Here is a 16,380-nt window from a genome sequence, read left to right as displayed (position 1 = left end):
GACTTATGATACTTGACGGAAAGATAGTTGCTGAAAGCATCTATTCAGAAATTAGGGAAGCTCTAAAGAGCAGAGAGAAAGGGCTACCCTCCCTTGTTTTGTTCTGCGATGAACCGGATTCATCCAACAGAACTTACATGAAATCGATAAACAGACAGGGAGATAAGCTCGGTATAGATGTCATAGTAAGAAATAGCGGCAGCAGTCCTGTCAAAGAAATCTTACAAATAAATGAAGACAAAACCGTCGCGGGGATCATGGTTATGCACCCATTGAAGAATGCTGATGAAAAGGCCGTGCTAGCTGCTCTAAGTCCCGAAAAGGATCTGGAAGGGAGAACTGTATCGAACCTCGGGGGAATTATCAACGATGAGGAGTTCTTTGCCCCTCCCACAGCTGAAGCAGTAATGGAAATTCTCAACTACTACGGAATCGAGATTAGGGGTCGGGACATTACTATTGTGGGAAGATCTAACACAGTGGGAAAGCCGTTGGCCCTTCTATTCCTGAAAAAAGGAGTGGACGGAACCGTAACCGTCTGCCATTCAAGAAGCAGAGACATATCCGAGAAGACTTTCAACGCGGACATAGTAGTCAGTGCAGTTGGCATAGCCGGTTTCGTTAAACGAGAGATGGTAAGGCCAGGTGGAGTTGTAGTAGATGTGGGAATCAACTTCGTAGATGGCAGACTAGTAGGCGATGTGGATTTCGACGAGGTAAGCCAGATTGCCGCTGCGATAACCCCCGTACCCGGAGGGGTGGGTAGTGTTACGACGGCTCTTCTCTTCAAACACTATATGAAGTCTCTTGAAAGAATGGAGTCATAACAAATGAATGAACAGCCACTCTACAGAAGACTTAAGGAATACTCCTATACACAGCTGGAAGTGTTCGCAAGTGAAGTGAGAGAAACGATTACAAGAGTTGTATCATCGAATACCGGTCATCTAGCCTCTAATCTGGGCACGGTGGAACTGACGATAGCACTTTATCGCGTGTTCGACCCAGATGAGGACATCATAATTTGGGATACCGGGCATCAGGCATACACTCACAAGCTACTTACCGGTCGTTATGGGTGCTTCGAATCTCTAAGAAAGAAAGGCGGGATCAGTGGCTTTCTGAGTAGAAACGAGAGTCCTTACGATTTTTTTGGTGCGGGCCATGTGGGCACATCACTACCAGCAGCCTTAGGTATGGAGCAAGCCGAGAACATCTTCCAAAATTCAAAGAACATAATAGTTGTAGCCGGAGACGGAGCACTGACTTCTGGAATGGCACTCGAAGCACTTAATCAGATGAAAGACATCGGATCGAAGATAAAAGTGATTGTCAACGATAATGGAATGAGCATTGGAAAGAATGTTGGAAGTCTCTCCACTTCTCTGGCAGAGCTGAGACTCAATCCAGTTTACAGAGAGATGAAAGGCGATCTGAAAAACGCACTGGAAGCAATGAAGCTCGGCAGTCTCGAGCAATTTCTTTCGAAGATCAAGAGTGGCTTGAAAGCCTCTATTCTCGGAGGCAACTTATTCGAGGATATGGGACTGAACTACGTTGGTCCAGTGAAGGGACATGACTTTCAAGAAATGGAAGCTGTCTTCTCTGCAGTTAAGAATCTTAAGGAACCCTTCTTAGTACACGTCGTTACGAAGAAGGGTAAGGGTCTTGAGTATGCCGAAAGTAATCCTACAAGGTTTCACAGTGTGAGTAGAATAGATCCGGAGAATGGAGAAAAGATCTCGCAATATGGAGAAGTGACATACAGCGAGGTTTTTGGAAAGGTCCTAACCGATCTGGCAAAAAAGGATCCCTCGATAACGGCTATCACTGCAGCGATGCCCGACGGGACAGGACTTACCGAATTCTCAGAAAAACACCCGGCAAGGTTTTTCGATCTTGGAATAACCGAACAGCTGTGTACTACTTTTGCAGGTGGAATGGCTGCGGCAGGTGTAAAACCCGTCTTCGCTGTCTACTCGACTTTTCTACAGAGGGCTCTTGACCAGCTAATTCATGACATAGCTCTTCAAGATCTCCCCGTCTTATTTACTATTGATCGGGCCGGCATAGTCGGGCAGGACGGTGCGACTCACAACGGGATCTTCGACATTTCTTTTCTTTCGATGATTCCGAATATGCGTGTTCTTGCTCCCGCTTCACTGAAAGAGCTTGCCAACATGCTATTCACCATATTTGACCAGAATTGGTTGACTCACCCGACTGCCATCAGGTACCCCAGGGAAACAGAACTCGCAGACATTGATGAGATAACGTCCAGCTTGAAGAAGATAGAAATCTTTAAGTGGGAAAAGCTTATTGACGGAAATGAAATCGCAATTCTCGCTACAGGATCTATGGTTTCCAGAAGCAGAGAGGCTGCTTACATCAACGGATGTACCCTTTTCAACTGTCGTTCAATAAAACCGCTGGATATAGAAACTTTAAGGCAAATCTTTTCGGATTACGAGACAATAATCACAGTAGAAGAAGGAATAAAGAGCGGAGGCTTCGGATCAAATGTGGCACTTGAAGCTATCAGACATAATTACAATGGTAGAATCGATTTAATTGCAATTGATGATGCCTTTTCTTCTCACGGTACAAGAGAAGAAGTGTTGAACGAGCTGGGGTTGGATGCCAAGGGAATAGAGAATAGAATCTCTAGACTGAGAGGTGAAAAGAATGCAAGTAACTACAGAATTCGGTAAGATCGATATTTCTCTTCAGGCCATTTCTTCAATAGTCAAGAAGGTTGTATCGGAATCTTACGGACCGGTCAACGTAGGGTCCCCTCAAACGGGTTTTTTGGCAAAGTTATTTGGTACGACAGAAGACTCGAAAAAGGGTATCAAAGTGACCGAAGAAATCGATGGCACCCTTGAAATCGATATTGATCTCATTCTTGAGTATGGCGTAAGAATACCGACGGTTGTAGAGAATATTCAGGAGAACGTATTTCACAAACTGAAGGAGCTTACTGAAGCTACCAATATAAAAGTGAACATTCATGTTGTCGGCTTGCAGGACTGATGGGAGGCTCAAGAGATGAAACGTATCAACGGCAAGTTTTTTGTCGCTGCCTTCCGGAAAGCCGCTGAACGACTTCTTGCAAATAAAGATGAGATCAACGCGCTGAATGTCTTTCCTGTTCCAGACGGAGACACAGGATCTAATATGGCCGCTGCAATGATAGAGGCCTGTGAATATCTGGATAGATTGAAGAAAGATGATCTGGTGAGCATTCTGGAAGCAGTCAAGACCGGAATGCTTATGGGCGCCCGCGGCAATTCCGGCGTTATCCTCTCACAGATATTCAGAGGATTTGCTGAGGGAATTGGAAACAGAAAATTCGTAAACACCAAAGCCTTCACTGAAGGGCTAGTTAAAGCAAAGGAAATCGCTTATAGATCCGTAATGAAACCCGTCGAAGGCACCATGCTCACCGTAATGAGAGTAACGGCCGACACCGCAAACGAACAGTTCGGAGATATTGAGGATTTTGAAGAATACTTCGAAAGCCTACTTCATGTCGCTTTCGATACAGTAGAAAAGACTCCATCTTTACTTCCCAAACTTAAAGAAGCTGGCGTTGTTGACTCTGGAGCAAAGGGCCTGGCTTATATACTTGAAGGTTTTGTGCTTGCAGTGAAGGGCGATCTAGAACTTGAAGGCCCCATTCAGCAGATACCTCAAGCGATGGGGTCTTCAACGGAACGGATAGTTGAAATAGTCAGGGAAGAACTGAAATTCACGTACTGCACGGAACTAATCGTTGGCCTCAACGACTCAGAAAACTCGGAAGAAGTATCGGAAGTAATGAAGAATTATCTCGATGAAATGGGAGATTCGATTGTTATGGTTCATCAAGATGATATTATTAAGATCCACGTCCACACTGACCACCCTGGAGATGTGATCGAGAAGTTCTTAGGGGTGGGATTCCTTCAAAAGGTTAAGATTGACAACATGAAGGTCCAACATGAGCACATAATTGATATTCAGTCTAAGGGACCAGAAATGTATGGTAAAGGTAAGCGTCATGGGGTAATTGTAGTCTCACCAGGTGAAGGTCTTGCCGACGTTCTAAAGAGCCTTGGTGTAGATTACGCAGTTAAGGGCGGTCAGACAATGAATCCGAGCCTAAAGGACCTTTACGAAGCCATTAATCGAATCGCTGCAGATAAAGTGATTGTGCTCCCCAACAACCCAAATATCATTTTAACCGCCAAAGAGGCAGCGAACGCCATTAAGGACGACAATCCCGGGAAAGAGGTTTATATAATCCCAACTCGTACTGTGCAAGAAGGCATTGCGGCAATGACTGTATATAACGATGAAATGGACAGTGAAACACTGGTTGCGGAAATGAAAGAGGCTGCCGATTCCGTTTCACCGATTTCGATTACCTATGCTGTCCGAGATTCTAGCATGAAAGGAAAGAAGATCAGAAAAGGCGAATACATTGCGATAGGAAGAGACGGCCTGATAAGCTCTGGCAGGAAACTTGAGAAGCTCGTTCACGATTCAATCAGGGCGACTATTGGTAAGGACAGTGAGAAGGAAGTCGTAACGATATTTTATGGATCGGAAGTAACTGAGGAAAGTGCCGGAAAGCTTCTCGAATCTCTTTCAGGAAGTTTCTCAGATCTTGAATTCGAAATTCATAGCGGTGGACAGCCCTATTATTACTACTTAATCTCCATTGAATAGACTAGTAGAGCTCAGGAGGGAAGAATGTACTTACAGGACGTGATAGGGAAACTAAACTCATACTGGTCTATGCAGGGATGTATCATAGATCAGCCTTATGATCTAGAGATGGGGGCTGGAACCTTCCATCCTTCGACCTTTCTTAGGTCACTTGGGAAGAAACCCTGGAAGGTAGCTTTCATTCAACCCAGTAGAAGACCAACAGATGGAAGATATGGCGAGAATCCAATGAGAGTTCAAAGATACTTCCAGTACCAGGTAATAATAAAACCAAATCCCGAAGACTCGCAAGAACTTTATCTCGGTTCTTTAGAAGCACTGGGCATAAATCCTCAGGAACATGACATTAGATTTGTTGAAGACAACTGGGAATCTCCGACTCTCGGCGCCTGGGGAGTAGGCTGGGAAGTCTGGCTAGACGGAATGGAGGTCAGTCAGTTTACTTATTTCCAGCAGGTAGGTGGCATAGACGTTGATTTAGTTTCTCTGGAAGTCACCTATGGACTGGAAAGAATCACCATGTATCTTCAAAAAAAAGCGAACATATTTGATATAGACTGGAACGGGGAATTCAAGTATGGAGATGTCTTTCTCGAAAACGAGAAAGAGTTCTCCGCTTACAATTTCGATGTGGCCGAGAGTTCAAGGCTTTTTGAGCTGTACAGATTATATCGCGAAGAATTCGACCTCTGCCTTAAGAGTGGTCTTGTCAGACCTTCTTACGACTACATGATTAAATGTTCTCACGTCTTCAATTTGCTTGACGCGAGAAATGCAATCAGCGTTTCACAGCGTCAGAGCTACATAAAATCCATTAGAGAGATGGCAAAGGCAGTTGCAGAAGCATACGTAGCAAAGGAGAGCGATTCAGATGAGTGATCACAAAGCTCTGCTAGAAGTCGGAATTGAAGAACTGCCATCAAGTGAAGTGACTGGCATCAGAGACCAACTTAATGATAAGATCGGAGAGGCTCTTGAAAACTATCATCTGCGGTTTGACAGATTGGAAGTATTCGTTGCGAGCAGAAGATTCGGAGTGCTGATTCACGGTATCGATGGAAAACAAGCCGATTTCCTAGAGCAGAGGAAAGGACCGTCTGAGAAGATCGCATATAAGGACGGCGTGCCGACAAAGGCGCTTCTAGGTTTTTTAAGAGGAAGCAATGCGAAGCTAGAGGACGTAATAGTAAAGGACGGCTATGTTTACATTGAGAGAGAAATAACTGGCGAGACTGCTGAAGCTCTTTTGCCTCAGATCTTCTCCGACTCGTTGAAGTCCATGGATTTCAAGAAACCGATGCGTTGGGGAGATGGGATTTACAGATTCGTGAGACCTGTAAGATGGATAGTAGCAATGCTTGATTCCAAAACGCTTGAGATGGAACTGTTTAGAAAGAAGTCATCGAACAAGTCAAGGGGCCACAGGTTCTTCTTTGACGAAGTTGAAGTATCACCTTGCAATTACTTCGAGAAATTGAGTGAAGCTCTGGTAATCGCTCGGGAAAGCGATAGGGAAGAGAGAGTTCTCTCAGAAATCAGAAGAATTGAATCGAATCTTCAAAGCAAAATTCCTGTCGATAAAGAACTGGTTGCCGAAGTAGTCTCCTTGACGGAATATCCCTCTGCTGTTCTTGGGCGTTTCTTGGAGAAGTACCTCCAGCTCCCGCCTGAAGTAATAATCGTAACCATAAAGCATCATCAGAGAACTTTCCCGGTTGACAAGGATGGGAAGTTGACGAATAACTTCGTGGCTTTTCAGGATGGTCCAGATGATCCGATGGGTAATATTAGACTGGGTTATGAAGAGGTCATCAATGCAAGGCTGGAAGATGCTTTTTTCTACTTCATCAAGGACAAAGAGAAACCTTTCGAAGCGTACGTCAATGCGCTGGAAGGCATTATGTTTCAGCGTGGTCTTGGCTCGCTGAAGGACAAAACCGATAGAACAGTTAAGCTTTCCACAGAGATTTCCAGGATGCTCGGAGCAAATAATGACGAACTTCTGGAGGTTCAGAGAACGGCTCTTCTTGCTAAAGCGGATCAAACCACCAGAGTCGTTCAGGAGTTCCCCGAGCTCCAAGGCATAATGGGAAGGATATATGCGTTGGATTCCAAAGAGAGTCATGATGTTGCTATGGGAATTGAAGAGCACTATCTAGACGGCTCCATTCCCACAACATTGACTGGCGCAGTCGTAGGGGTTGCAGATAGGCTAGATACGCTTGTAGGCAACTTCATGATAGGAAATATACCTTCCGCTTCGAAGGATCCATATGCGCTGAGGAGAAAAGCTAGCTTCATCTTCCGGACTATGCACCATCTCGGCTGGAAGATCTCTCTGGATAGTCTAATAAGCAAAGCCATGGAAAATCTCGGAACGATTTCTAAAGAATCCGTTGAATTGATTCAGGACTTCTTTTCATCTAGATTCGAAGCATTTCTTATTGAGAAAGGCTTTTCAATCAATGTATCTCGATCCGTGAACAAGTGGTGGAACGTTCCATATCTAGGGGTAAGAGCGGCAGAAGCAATCAAAGAGTACATAAAAAAGGAAGATTTCAATAATCTTCTTATTGCTTATCAGAGGGTTCACAACATAAGCAAAAATCACCTGGAGAATATATTCGACGGCTCAAAGTTTGTGGAACAGGCCGAACGTGATCTCTTGAACGACTATCTGAGGTGTTATGACGATGTAATGGATGCCTTAGAGCGAGATAATTTCGAGAAGTCTCTTGAGCTTCTCACATCTCTCAAGCCACAAATAGATAGATATTTCGACGATGTCTTTGTAATGGCTGACCAGGAGGACATTCGCCTTAACAGACTGGGCTTTCTTAAATCGTTGGATCTGCTCTTCCTGAAGATAGGCGACCTTTCGCTTCTTCTTGAAGAAGAAAGAACGTGAACCGTCAATGAAGTCCGGGACCGTTGCCCTTGTTGGAAAACCCAATGTGGGGAAGTCAACCCTCATAAACACCATCATCGGCGAGAAGATCGCTATTGTTTCTGATAAACCTCAGACAACTAGAAATCGAATCGGGGGGATCCTGACATCAGATGACGGCCAGATAGTCTTCTACGACACACCTGGAATTCACAAACCGCTTCACAGACTCGGGCAATACATACTGAAAGTTGCAACTTCATCGCTAGTAGGATCTGATCTACTGCTGGTCATTGTTGACCCAACCGACGGCCTTCGAGAATCGGACAGGCTGGTTTCAAATCATGTGAACCAAAGTCACATTCCTGTCTTCCTCGCCATAAACAAGATCGATGAGTACGAAGACAAGAGACTCATAGAGGAGTTCAGCCAAAAGGCCGAACAGCTCTTCGAAAATATCAGCCGTACGTTCTTCATTTCAGCGATAAAGGCTATGGGAGTCGATGAGCTGATTTCAGCAATATTCGATTTCCTTCCGGAGGGAGAGTTGCTATTTCCCGAGGATGTCATAACTGACCGGTCTTCGAGATTTATGGCATCGGAGGTCGTTCGCGAAAAGATCCTTGAGAATACCCGGCAGGAGATCCCGCACTCTATTGGCGTTGTGGTTCAGGAGTTCAAAGACGACGGCACCATACTGAAAATCAGGGCAGATATAATTGTTGAGAGAAGCAGTCAGAAGCCGATAATCCTTGGTAAGGCAGGATCGATGATAAAAAAAATCGGTACCGATGCGAGGAAAGATCTTGAGTATATTTTCGATCAAAAGATTTTCCTGGATTTGTTTGTCAAAGTTAGAGAAAAATGGAGAGACAAAGATTCCATGATACAGGAGTTTACTAACCTCAAAGACGAACTTCATTAAATCGGGGTGATGCAGATGAAAAAGGGAAAGGCGGCTTTTGTCCTCTTTCTTTTGCTCTTCATGATGGTCTTTCTTAATGCTGATCAGATGGTGATGTCTCCCAACATCGGCGAAATCGAGGCGGAATTCGGAATAACTAAGGCAGATATCGGCCTTATACAAGGTTCTTTCACTATAGTAGGCGCACTGATTTCTCTTCTCTGGGGTTTTCTGGCAGACAAGTACAGCAGAAAGCTTCTGCTTCTTTTCAGTGTTCTGGTCGGTGAAATACCCTGCTTTCTCTCCGCCTTCGTACAGACTTTTCCGCAGCTCTTTCTTGCTAGGGCCTTAACTGGTATAGGCGTAGGAGCGCTCTTCCCAGTCGTTTTTTCTTACGCCGGAGATGCTTTCAAAGAATCTCAGAGAGCAAAGGTCAATTCCTTTCTTTCTACGGCAATATCCCTTGGAGCCATTGTGGGAATGGTAATCGCCGGATTCACAGGAACATCACTTGGCTGGAGAATACCGTTCATCATCGTATCTCTTCCAAACATTGTTCTAGCATTTTTATTCTTTGCATTTGCCGAAGAACCGAAAAGAGGAGCCGCCGAAATTGCAGTCGGCGAACTCGTGGATCAAGGGATAAACTACATTGGAAAAGTCAGACTGTCTGACTACAAGAATCTCTTCAAGGTGAAGACCAATCTCATTCTCTTCATTCAGGGAATTCTCGGAACGATTCCCTGGGGAGCAATACCGTACTACCTTGTAAACTTCTTCGAAACCTCTAAGAATCTTTCAAAGGAATCGGCCACGTTAATATTCATTTTCTTCGGAGTCGGAAACGTACTCGGGATATTCTTCGGTGGTCTCATCGGCGGTTTGCTTTACAAGAAGAAACCTGCCTACATGCCGCTCTTCAGCGGGATAATGACCGTCATAGGGACATTTGTTGCTCTATTGGCTCTGAACTTCCCACCCATCGAGGGAGCAGGCGGATTTGTGATGCTGGGAGCCCTGGGCATGGTAGCCGCAGCCTCCGCTTCAATGACAGGACCAAACATGAAGACAATGCTGATGAATGTCAATCCTCCTGAGAATAGAGGAAGGATATTCTCGATTTTCAACTTGACAGATTCTCTTGGAACGGGATTTGGACAGTTCTTTGCTGGAACTTTAGCCACGGCAGTAGGATCTCTTGGAGTTGCAATGAATGTTTCCGCGCTATTCTGGCTGCCTTGCGGGCTTGTACTGCTTACTGCAGCATTGGCTTTCCCAAGAGACATCGATCACCTTCATAGAAAGATGAAGGAAGCTGCTCAAACAATGGAGAAAGAAAAGTAAAGGCCTGTCAAGAGGTGAAAGATGATTTCAGGAGTGGCTTTGATTTGGAATATCGAGGAGAAAGTTGTATAATCTAATTGCTGAAGTAACCCTCAGACCGCTTCGCTGCCCTCGAAAAGGGCAGCAATTTTTATTTATTGAGGAACAACCACAAAAGAACCATGACAAAAGATCCTTTCTGTTCGACCTTTGAATCACATTACTTCGTCAGAAAGTAATCCTCAATTCCTGTGACGAGAGCTTCCACGAGCTTTTCCCTGTAATCTCTGGTAGAGAGAAGGACATCTTCTTCGGGATTTGACATAAAGCCCGCTTCGAAGATTAGTACGGGAACTTCTGACCAGTTGAATCCAGTAATATCGTCGCGTGGCCTAATTCCAAGTGAATCTATACCATCGATCTGCAATAGACTGGCCATGATCTTTTCCGCGGCCTTTTTGCTGTCCGAATAGATCAATGGACTTTGAGCAGAGGTTTCAGATGGAATTAGTAACATGAATCCTTTGAGGCTGCTATCGGAGCTATAGTCAGCATGGACTCGAATACAAAGATCTGCATTCGCCTCGTTTGCTATCTTCGCCCTTTCAACATTGCTTATGTTGACATCGTGACTATCTCTGGTCATGACAACTTCATACCCTTCCTGAAGAAGCCTATCCCTCAACATGAAAGAGAACTCCAAATTAAAAACGTATTCTGGAATACCGGTCGATGAGCCGCGTGTCCCAGTGGAAACCCTTGCCTTAGTCGTTTCCGAACCTGGAGCTATAGGTTCAAGAGTCAGGTCCGCTTCCTTCTGATGACCGGGGTCGATGCAGATAGTAAGCGAAAAAGCAAATGTGGAAAAAAAGAGAGCAAGAATAACGACAAACTTTCTTCTTTCTGAACGCATAGAATCACTCCTAACTGTTGATCACTACAGATTGTAACTTATTTACAGATTAATCGGGTTAAACTATCGGCAAGTAGTTCCGCTTACGCTAGCTTAGGGAGGCACAATCACTCTCTCCAATTATCGGAATCATATTTTTGATCTAACAGCAGAACGAGCTCTGTGTCATGCTCGCCCAATAAATATCAATTGAGTCTTATACATTGTTCATTCAAAATCATCCGATTTCTTGGCGGATTCTTGTCCTTCAGTCAACAAGCTACTGAAAACCGTTTCTAAGTAAAATTGCATCTACTAATGGATGTACATTTCGCTAAAACCGCTACTTCCCATGGAACTCCCTCTTAGCTCCGTTGTAGGTTATAATTATCCCGGAGGTGAGAGCCATGGCAAGCAGTTACAGGAAAGAGATGTTGGAGTCTGAGATAAAGAAGGTTCTCACGGTAGCTCTATCATCTTACACAAGTTACAACGACTCGCTAGGAATGGTTTCAATAGTCAGGGTAGAACTTACCAAAGATAAGCGTTTTGCAACGGTTTTTGTAAGTCTTATGGGACCGGATGAAAGCAAGAAAAAGCTGGTTAAAAGGCTGAATGAAGATAAGGGAATCTTCAGGACTGCAATTGCAAAGAACATTCGCCTGTTCAAAGCCCCTGAAATCCGTTTCAAAGAAGACATTGGAATAGAAGCAAGCTTGAGAGTAGCCCAGTTGCTGAAGAAGATCGAAAGGGAGAGGGCAAACACGAAAGATGAGTGATGGGATTATACTTGTAGACAAACCGGTCGGAATTACCTCACACGATCTTGTCAACCTCCTTCGACGTCGACTGGGGACAAAGAAGATAGGCCATGCGGGAACACTGGACCCTTTTGCCAGTGGGCTCGTTATCTCTGGGGTAAACAAGGGAACTCGGATTCTCGAGTACTTTCTTGAAATGGACAAAACATATAGGGCCGAGCTCGTGCTAGGAAGAATTACAGATACATTTGACATTACGGGCAGAACTGTTGAAGAGCGGAAGGTGCCGGATTTCTCTTTCGATGAGGTTTTTAATGCACTCAAGTCATTTGAAGGAGAGTATCTTCAAGTTCCTCCCGCATACTCTGCAAAGAAGTACAACGGAGAGAGGCTTTACAAACTCGCTAGAGAGGGCAAAGTAATCAATCTTCCGCCAAAACCGGTTAAAATCTATTCTATCGATGACATTGGCATTTCTTATGAGAAAGTCACCTTTACAGCTAAGGTCTCAAAGGGAACTTATATCAGATCCTTGGTTATGGATATTGGGTACAAACTTGGCTGCGGCGCAACGGCTACTAAACTACGAAGGATTTCCCAGGGTAATTTCTCCGTTGATTCTGCACACCAGATCGACGATGTATCTGATTTCTCAATAATTTCACTCGAAGAATCGATTGACTTCCTTCCAGGTCTTCTGCTAAACGATTCTGAGAGCAGCAATGTCCTCCTTGGCAAACAGATCTATGCCAGCGGAGTGGCAGGTGTTATGGGAAAGTTTGCGAAGAACGACTTGATCAGAATAATCGGCAGCGACGAACGACTATTGGCAGTCGCAAGATCAGAGCGCACTTCTTCATTCATCAAGACACTCCTAGCTAAGAATTCGCTCCAGAGAGTGGCAAAACTGGAAAAGGTTCTTGGTGCTTGATATGTATGTTGCCTGCATAGGAAATTTCGACGGCGTCCATTTGGGTCACAGAGCGATCATGCAAAAGACGGTAAGCATGGCAGCCAATCTAGATTTGCAGAGTACAGCAATCTCAATTGTCTATCCCTGGGGATACTACTTCCCAAACTTCCCGGGGATAATCTATCCTGTTGCACAGAGACTTGAACAGATTCTGACTACCGGAATTGAAAGGGTAGTAACTGTCAACATGTCAGAAATCAGATATCTTGAACCGGAAGATTACATCTCCAGGCTGATGAGTGAAGGCATGAGAGCAATTGTAGTCGGAAGAGATTTCACCTTTGGAAACGGCGCAAAGGGAAATATCGAGCTACTGGAGAGGATCTCAAAAGAAGGAGACTTGAGAGTTGAGATCGTACCCGACGCGCTATATGACGGGCGCAGAATTAGCAGCAGCTGGATAAGGGAATCTATAGCTAAAGGGGACATCGGCCTCACGAATTCCCTTCTAGGAAAGAGATACTCGATACGAGGCAAGGTTTACAAAGACAAACAGCTCGGCGCCAAGATTGGCTTTCCGACTGCAAACATACATCGGGGAGATGAAAGGCTAGTAATACCGAGATCGGGTGTTTACATAATTATGTCGACGATTGACTCTAGAGATTACTTTGGTTTGCTAAATGTTGGTTTCAGACCCACGGTAAACACATCGGAAGAAGTCAAGTATGAAGTATACTTTTTTGACTATTCCGGCAATCTCTACAATAGAAACCTTGAACTGGAGTTTCTTGAATTTATTAGGCCCGAGTTGAAATTCGACTCACTGGGCGAGCTAATAGAACAGATAAAACATGATGAAAGAGTTGCCCGTCGCTGGCTGGAGATACACCTAAATATGCTCAAGAAAGAACGATGAAATCGCCCCGAAGAATTGAGACCTTCTTTCTTCGTCGGCAAACAGTTCGTGCTTTCCCCCCGGGATTTCCAGCATTTTCTTCTCCACGTTAATCTTTTCGTAGAGCTCCTTTCCTCCTACTGGATCAACAACCCTGTCGGCGGAACCATAGACTATTAGAGTAGGTGTCATTATTCTATCCGCCTCTTTCAGCGCCTGCTCGATACTATCTTCAAGACCGAAAAAGAGATTCGGTGATACTCGATCATGCACATAAGGATCTGCAATGTATCGTTGTACAGCTCTCTCATTATTTGACAAGTCAGCGGGAGTGAAACGAGAAGAACTACTGAATGTAGTTTTTGGTGCAACTCGTCTGATAATCGAAATCAACGGAAGCAGATTCTTGACGGACTCCTTTGCTGAAAAAAGATGGGGAGCGCTAAGGGCGGCGGCATTGAAAAGATCTGGATGCACCTCTATGACTCTTGTAGCTATAAGTCCTCCCATACTGTGCCCGAAAAGGAAGAGGGGAAGCTCGGGCTGAATCTTCTTCACTCGATCGGCAACTTCCTTTACAAGCGACGTGAAGTCGTCAAATGACTTAATGAAACCCCGAGTTCCCGAATGCATGCCGTGACCTGGAAAATCTGCCGCAAACACATCGAATCCCTTTCCGTTAAGATAAGTAGCAAAACCGTCGTATCTTCCACTGTGTTCGCCAATTCCGTGACAAATCACGACGCTTGCCCTTTTGCGCGAAGAAAACCATCGTCTAACAAACACCGCAACACCTCCTCAAACTGATTATATCTCTTCAACAGGGGTGTTTACAAAAGCCAGAGAGCATGATAATATTATTTCTGTTCGGCCCCATAGGATAACGGCTAGTCCACCGGATTCTCAGTCCGAAGGTCGGGGTTCGATTCCCCGTGGGGCTGCCAACATTTTAGTTCTCCATCGGCGTAAGTTCCATTGAAAATCTCCCAGTTGGGAGATTTTCGCTTTTTCAGCTCTTTTTTGTTCTGAGTTCCTTTGATGTCTTTCAACCCTCTGCTTTAACAGCTGATCGCAAAGAACTCTATTCTCGCTCGCGTTGTTTTGATTGTGAGCCTTCTTTAGACACTTTTATAACCTAGCACAACTGATCTCCATGTGAACCGGCTCGTAAAATACAGTCAGCACATCATCCTAAACCTTGCAAGAAAAAACAAACGCGACGCAGAGCATAACCAATTCTTATCGATTTATTAATATGTCGGTCTCTATAGGATATGAGTTTTCGCAGATGCTATGCTATCATAATTCAATGCCTATTATTTTCACTTTAGCACTTCCTATTCTTTGCCGCCCATTAGAGGCGGCTTCTATTTTTTCGTCTTTGCTTCTTAATTAAACAACGGTCGAGGAATTATTTCCCCTTCCTAAGCATCTAGAAAATGATCGGTTTTGAAATTGCGTGGATTTTTGAAGAGTACAGAGGTCTTCTACTGATCAGATTCTAAAAAGGTAAATCCTCCTTCTATTATCGAAGCACAAATCTCAACGATCTTCGGGTCGTAAAGCCTTCCAGCATTCGATCTGATTTCTTCTAGTGCGGCATCAAGACCAAGTGCGGCTCTATATGGTCTATGGGAGCTCATCGCTTCGACAACATCGGCAACCATAATTATCTTGGCTTCGAAAAGAATCTCCTTCTCCTTCAAGTGTCTAGGATAACCGGAACCGTCGAGACGCTCATGATGCTGATAAACGATTTCTGCAACGGGCCAGGGCAGTTTGACTTTTTTAAGAATCTCGTATCCTGTCACGGGATGCCTCTTTATTATTTCAAACTCTATATCGCTCAGTTTTCCGGGCTTCGACAATATCTCGGTGGGAATCATAATCTTTCCTATGTCGTGAACCATTGCCGAAACTCTCAAAGCTTCGATCGTTGATTCGTCAAGATCCATTTTTCTTCCAATTTCGACGGCAAGTTTAGCGACGTTCTTCTCATGGAATTCAGTGTATGGATCCTTCAGATTCAGCACATCAGACAACACAGTAACAACTGAATTGAAGGCTGCCTTCAGTGCTTCGCTGGTTTTTTGGCGTTCAGTAACGTCTCTGGCGATTCCTTCTATTGCAATAAGATTTCCTTCATCGTCATAAACGGGCACATTCATCTGCTCGGTCCAGATGATCTCTCCATTTTTCTTGATCCATCTCAAAAGAATCGGCGATTGATTCACTTGCTCTGAAAGCCCGTCAAGTTTCCATCTGTCATCAGGATGGACCAGTTCGAAACCAAGATTTGGATTTGAGTAGTGCTCCTCCGGTGTATAGCCTGTAATCTTTGTGGCAGAAGGGCTGACATACGAGAATTTTTTCTCGGGGAATAATTCATATCTATATACCAGATCATTCGCCTTTTCTGCAATAAGCCGAAACTTCCTCTCGCTTTCTTCAAGAGCCTCTTCAGCTGCGGCCCTGAGTCTTTCTTCCTTCTTTCTTTTTATTGCCTCCTTGACTGCGAACGGGAGCCTAGCCATATGTTCCTTTATGACATAATCTGAGGCGCCCGCCTTCATACATTCAACGGCAGTCTCCTCGTTCATGGAACCAGTAAGAATGACTATAGGCGTACTGGGAGAGAACTTCAAAGCAAGATCTATTACTTCCATCCCGCTGAAGTGAGGCATCATGTAATCGGAAATGATTATGTCGGGCTTGTAATTAGAGATCGACTGGAGAAAATCTTCACGATTATCTACCCTCAAGAAACCAACAGAATCGCACCATCCCGAAAGCCCTTTTGTGATTTCTAATTCCGCTAGCTCCGCATCACTTTTCAAATCTTCTACGAGAAGTATCTTTATCGACGAACAATCAGAGAAATTTCCATCAACGGTCTTGTCCATAAACACCTCCCGATAACTCAACAATAATATCATGCAGGACTGTCATGATCGAACGAGCAGATACTGTTCTTTTCAGCGTAATTTGAAAACCTGTGAGTGATACACTCTCGCAGATAGATTCTTTTGGAAAGAGCGCAGATTATACTTTCTCTAGAGCTTCATCATTCAACCCTCAAAAGGAGCCAA

Annotated in this window: 14 protein-coding genes and 1 tRNA gene; 12 read left to right on the top strand and 3 right to left on the bottom strand. The window is 44.4% G+C overall.

The features are described 5' to 3' along the window. Nucleotides 1-5 precede the first annotated feature (5 nt). The 8 genes from V513_RS06830 to V513_RS06795 are packed head-to-tail and all read left to right on the top strand — an operon-like array spanning nucleotide 6 to nucleotide 9,848. Entirely contained in the window at nucleotides 6-827 is an 822-nt protein-coding gene (locus V513_RS06830; protein ID WP_006492586.1) for a bifunctional 5,10-methylenetetrahydrofolate dehydrogenase/5,10-methenyltetrahydrofolate cyclohydrolase, read from the top strand. 3 nt (nucleotides 828-830) lie between these two features. Continuing rightward, on the top strand, nucleotides 831-2,711 hold the full coding sequence (gene dxs / locus V513_RS06825) for a 1-deoxy-D-xylulose-5-phosphate synthase (protein WP_099772119.1): 1,881 nt from the start codon (nucleotides 831-833) through the stop codon (nucleotides 2,709-2,711). Beyond that, complete coding sequence (locus V513_RS06820; protein ID WP_006492584.1) at nucleotides 2,686-3,033, top strand: Asp23/Gls24 family envelope stress response protein; 348 nt, start codon at nucleotides 2,686-2,688, stop codon at nucleotides 3,031-3,033. Before dxs ends, V513_RS06820 begins: the two co-directional genes overlap by 26 nt. A gap of 15 nt (nucleotides 3,034-3,048) precedes the next feature. Beyond that, the gene (locus V513_RS06815) at nucleotides 3,049-4,713 is read left to right on the top strand and encodes a DAK2 domain-containing protein (RefSeq protein ID WP_099772118.1); all 1,665 of its coding nucleotides are present in this window, start codon (nucleotides 3,049-3,051) and stop codon (nucleotides 4,711-4,713) included. A gap of 24 nt (nucleotides 4,714-4,737) precedes the next feature. After that, nucleotides 4,738-5,592 (top strand): glycine--tRNA ligase subunit alpha, encoded by an 855-nt coding sequence (locus V513_RS06810; RefSeq protein WP_099772117.1) that lies wholly within the window; start codon nucleotides 4,738-4,740, stop codon nucleotides 5,590-5,592. Continuing rightward, nucleotides 5,585-7,621 (top strand): glycine--tRNA ligase subunit beta, encoded by a 2,037-nt coding sequence (glyS, locus tag V513_RS06805; protein ID WP_099772116.1) that lies wholly within the window; start codon nucleotides 5,585-5,587, stop codon nucleotides 7,619-7,621. The genes V513_RS06810 and glyS overlap by 8 nt, the downstream gene beginning before the upstream one ends. A gap of 7 nt (nucleotides 7,622-7,628) precedes the next feature. Further along, on the top strand, nucleotides 7,629-8,525 hold the full coding sequence (gene era / locus V513_RS06800; RefSeq protein WP_099772294.1) for a GTPase Era: 897 nt from the start codon (nucleotides 7,629-7,631) through the stop codon (nucleotides 8,523-8,525). Nucleotides 8,526-8,540: 15 nt separating this feature from the next. Then, complete coding sequence (locus tag V513_RS06795; protein WP_180274839.1) at nucleotides 8,541-9,848, top strand: MFS transporter; 1,308 nt, start codon at nucleotides 8,541-8,543, stop codon at nucleotides 9,846-9,848. A 199-nt stretch (nucleotides 9,849-10,047) separates the two neighbouring features. Here V513_RS06795 and V513_RS06790 read toward each other — a convergent pair whose 3' ends face one another. Then, complete coding sequence (locus V513_RS06790; RefSeq protein ID WP_099772115.1) at nucleotides 10,048-10,740, bottom strand: N-acetylmuramoyl-L-alanine amidase; 693 nt, start codon at nucleotides 10,738-10,740, stop codon at nucleotides 10,048-10,050. 386 nt (nucleotides 10,741-11,126) lie between these two features. On the opposite strand from V513_RS06790, the gene rbfA reads away from it, so the two are divergent. The 3 genes from rbfA to ribF are packed head-to-tail and all read left to right on the top strand — an operon-like array spanning nucleotide 11,127 to nucleotide 13,312. After that, complete coding sequence (gene rbfA, locus V513_RS06785; protein WP_099772114.1) at nucleotides 11,127-11,498, top strand: 30S ribosome-binding factor RbfA; 372 nt, start codon at nucleotides 11,127-11,129, stop codon at nucleotides 11,496-11,498. Continuing rightward, nucleotides 11,491-12,411, top strand: coding sequence for a tRNA pseudouridine(55) synthase TruB (gene truB / locus V513_RS06780; RefSeq protein ID WP_099772113.1), 921 nt, complete (start codon nucleotides 11,491-11,493; stop codon nucleotides 12,409-12,411). The genes rbfA and truB overlap by 8 nt, the downstream gene beginning before the upstream one ends. Nucleotide 12,412: 1 nt before the next feature. Next, entirely contained in the window at nucleotides 12,413-13,312 is a 900-nt protein-coding gene (ribF, locus tag V513_RS06775; RefSeq protein WP_257212005.1) for a riboflavin biosynthesis protein RibF, read from the top strand. On the opposite strand, the gene V513_RS06770 is transcribed toward ribF, so the two are convergent. Beyond that, on the bottom strand, nucleotides 13,286-14,077 hold the full coding sequence (locus V513_RS06770; RefSeq protein WP_014730607.1) for an alpha/beta hydrolase: 792 nt from the start codon (nucleotides 14,075-14,077) through the stop codon (nucleotides 13,286-13,288). The two genes, ribF and V513_RS06770, sit on opposite strands and share 27 nt — an antisense overlap. Nucleotides 14,078-14,160: 83 nt before the next feature. Between V513_RS06770 and V513_RS06765 the strand changes: the two genes are divergently transcribed. Then, nucleotides 14,161-14,235: transfer RNA gene (locus tag V513_RS06765), tRNA-Glu, on the top strand. Nucleotides 14,236-14,778: 543 nt separating this feature from the next. Here V513_RS06765 and V513_RS06760 read toward each other — a convergent pair. Further along, a complete protein-coding gene (locus V513_RS06760; RefSeq protein WP_099772111.1) occupies nucleotides 14,779-16,194 on the bottom strand; it encodes an HD domain-containing phosphohydrolase in 1,416 nt (471 codons plus the stop codon). Between the last annotated feature and the right edge of the window lie 186 nt (nucleotides 16,195-16,380).

The organism is Mesotoga sp. H07.pep.5.3 (assembly GCF_002752615.1).
In the GTDB taxonomy this organism is placed as follows: domain Bacteria; phylum Thermotogota; class Thermotogae; order Petrotogales; family Kosmotogaceae; genus Mesotoga; species Mesotoga prima.
The sequence above is the reverse complement of the archived record's forward strand: the minus strand, read 5'-3'. Positions and strand labels throughout refer to the sequence as shown.

Excerpts from the sequence above, each read along its gene's own strand:
- V513_RS06830 (WP_006492586.1), top strand. The coding sequence starts at position 6 with ATGATACTTGACGGAAAGATAGTTGCTGAAAGCATCTATTCAGAAATT.
- dxs (WP_099772119.1), top strand. The coding sequence starts at position 831 with ATGAATGAACAGCCACTCTACAGAAGACTTAAGGAATACTCCTATACA.
- V513_RS06820 (WP_006492584.1), top strand. The coding sequence starts at position 2,686 with ATGCAAGTAACTACAGAATTCGGTAAGATCGATATTTCTCTTCAGGCC.
- V513_RS06815 (WP_099772118.1), top strand. The coding sequence starts at position 3,049 with ATGAAACGTATCAACGGCAAGTTTTTTGTCGCTGCCTTCCGGAAAGCC.
- V513_RS06810 (WP_099772117.1), top strand. The coding sequence starts at position 4,738 with ATGTACTTACAGGACGTGATAGGGAAACTAAACTCATACTGGTCTATG.
- glyS (WP_099772116.1), top strand. The coding sequence starts at position 5,585 with ATGAGTGATCACAAAGCTCTGCTAGAAGTCGGAATTGAAGAACTGCCA.
- era (WP_099772294.1), top strand. The coding sequence starts at position 7,629 with ATGAAGTCCGGGACCGTTGCCCTTGTTGGAAAACCCAATGTGGGGAAG.
- V513_RS06795 (WP_180274839.1), top strand. The coding sequence starts at position 8,541 with ATGAAAAAGGGAAAGGCGGCTTTTGTCCTCTTTCTTTTGCTCTTCATG.
- V513_RS06790 (WP_099772115.1), bottom strand. The coding sequence starts at position 10,740 with ATGCGTTCAGAAAGAAGAAAGTTTGTCGTTATTCTTGCTCTCTTTTTT.
- rbfA (WP_099772114.1), top strand. The coding sequence starts at position 11,127 with ATGGCAAGCAGTTACAGGAAAGAGATGTTGGAGTCTGAGATAAAGAAG.
- truB (WP_099772113.1), top strand. The coding sequence starts at position 11,491 with ATGAGTGATGGGATTATACTTGTAGACAAACCGGTCGGAATTACCTCA.
- ribF (WP_257212005.1), top strand. The coding sequence starts at position 12,413 with ATGTATGTTGCCTGCATAGGAAATTTCGACGGCGTCCATTTGGGTCAC.
- V513_RS06760 (WP_099772111.1), bottom strand. The coding sequence starts at position 16,194 with ATGGACAAGACCGTTGATGGAAATTTCTCTGATTGTTCGTCGATAAAG.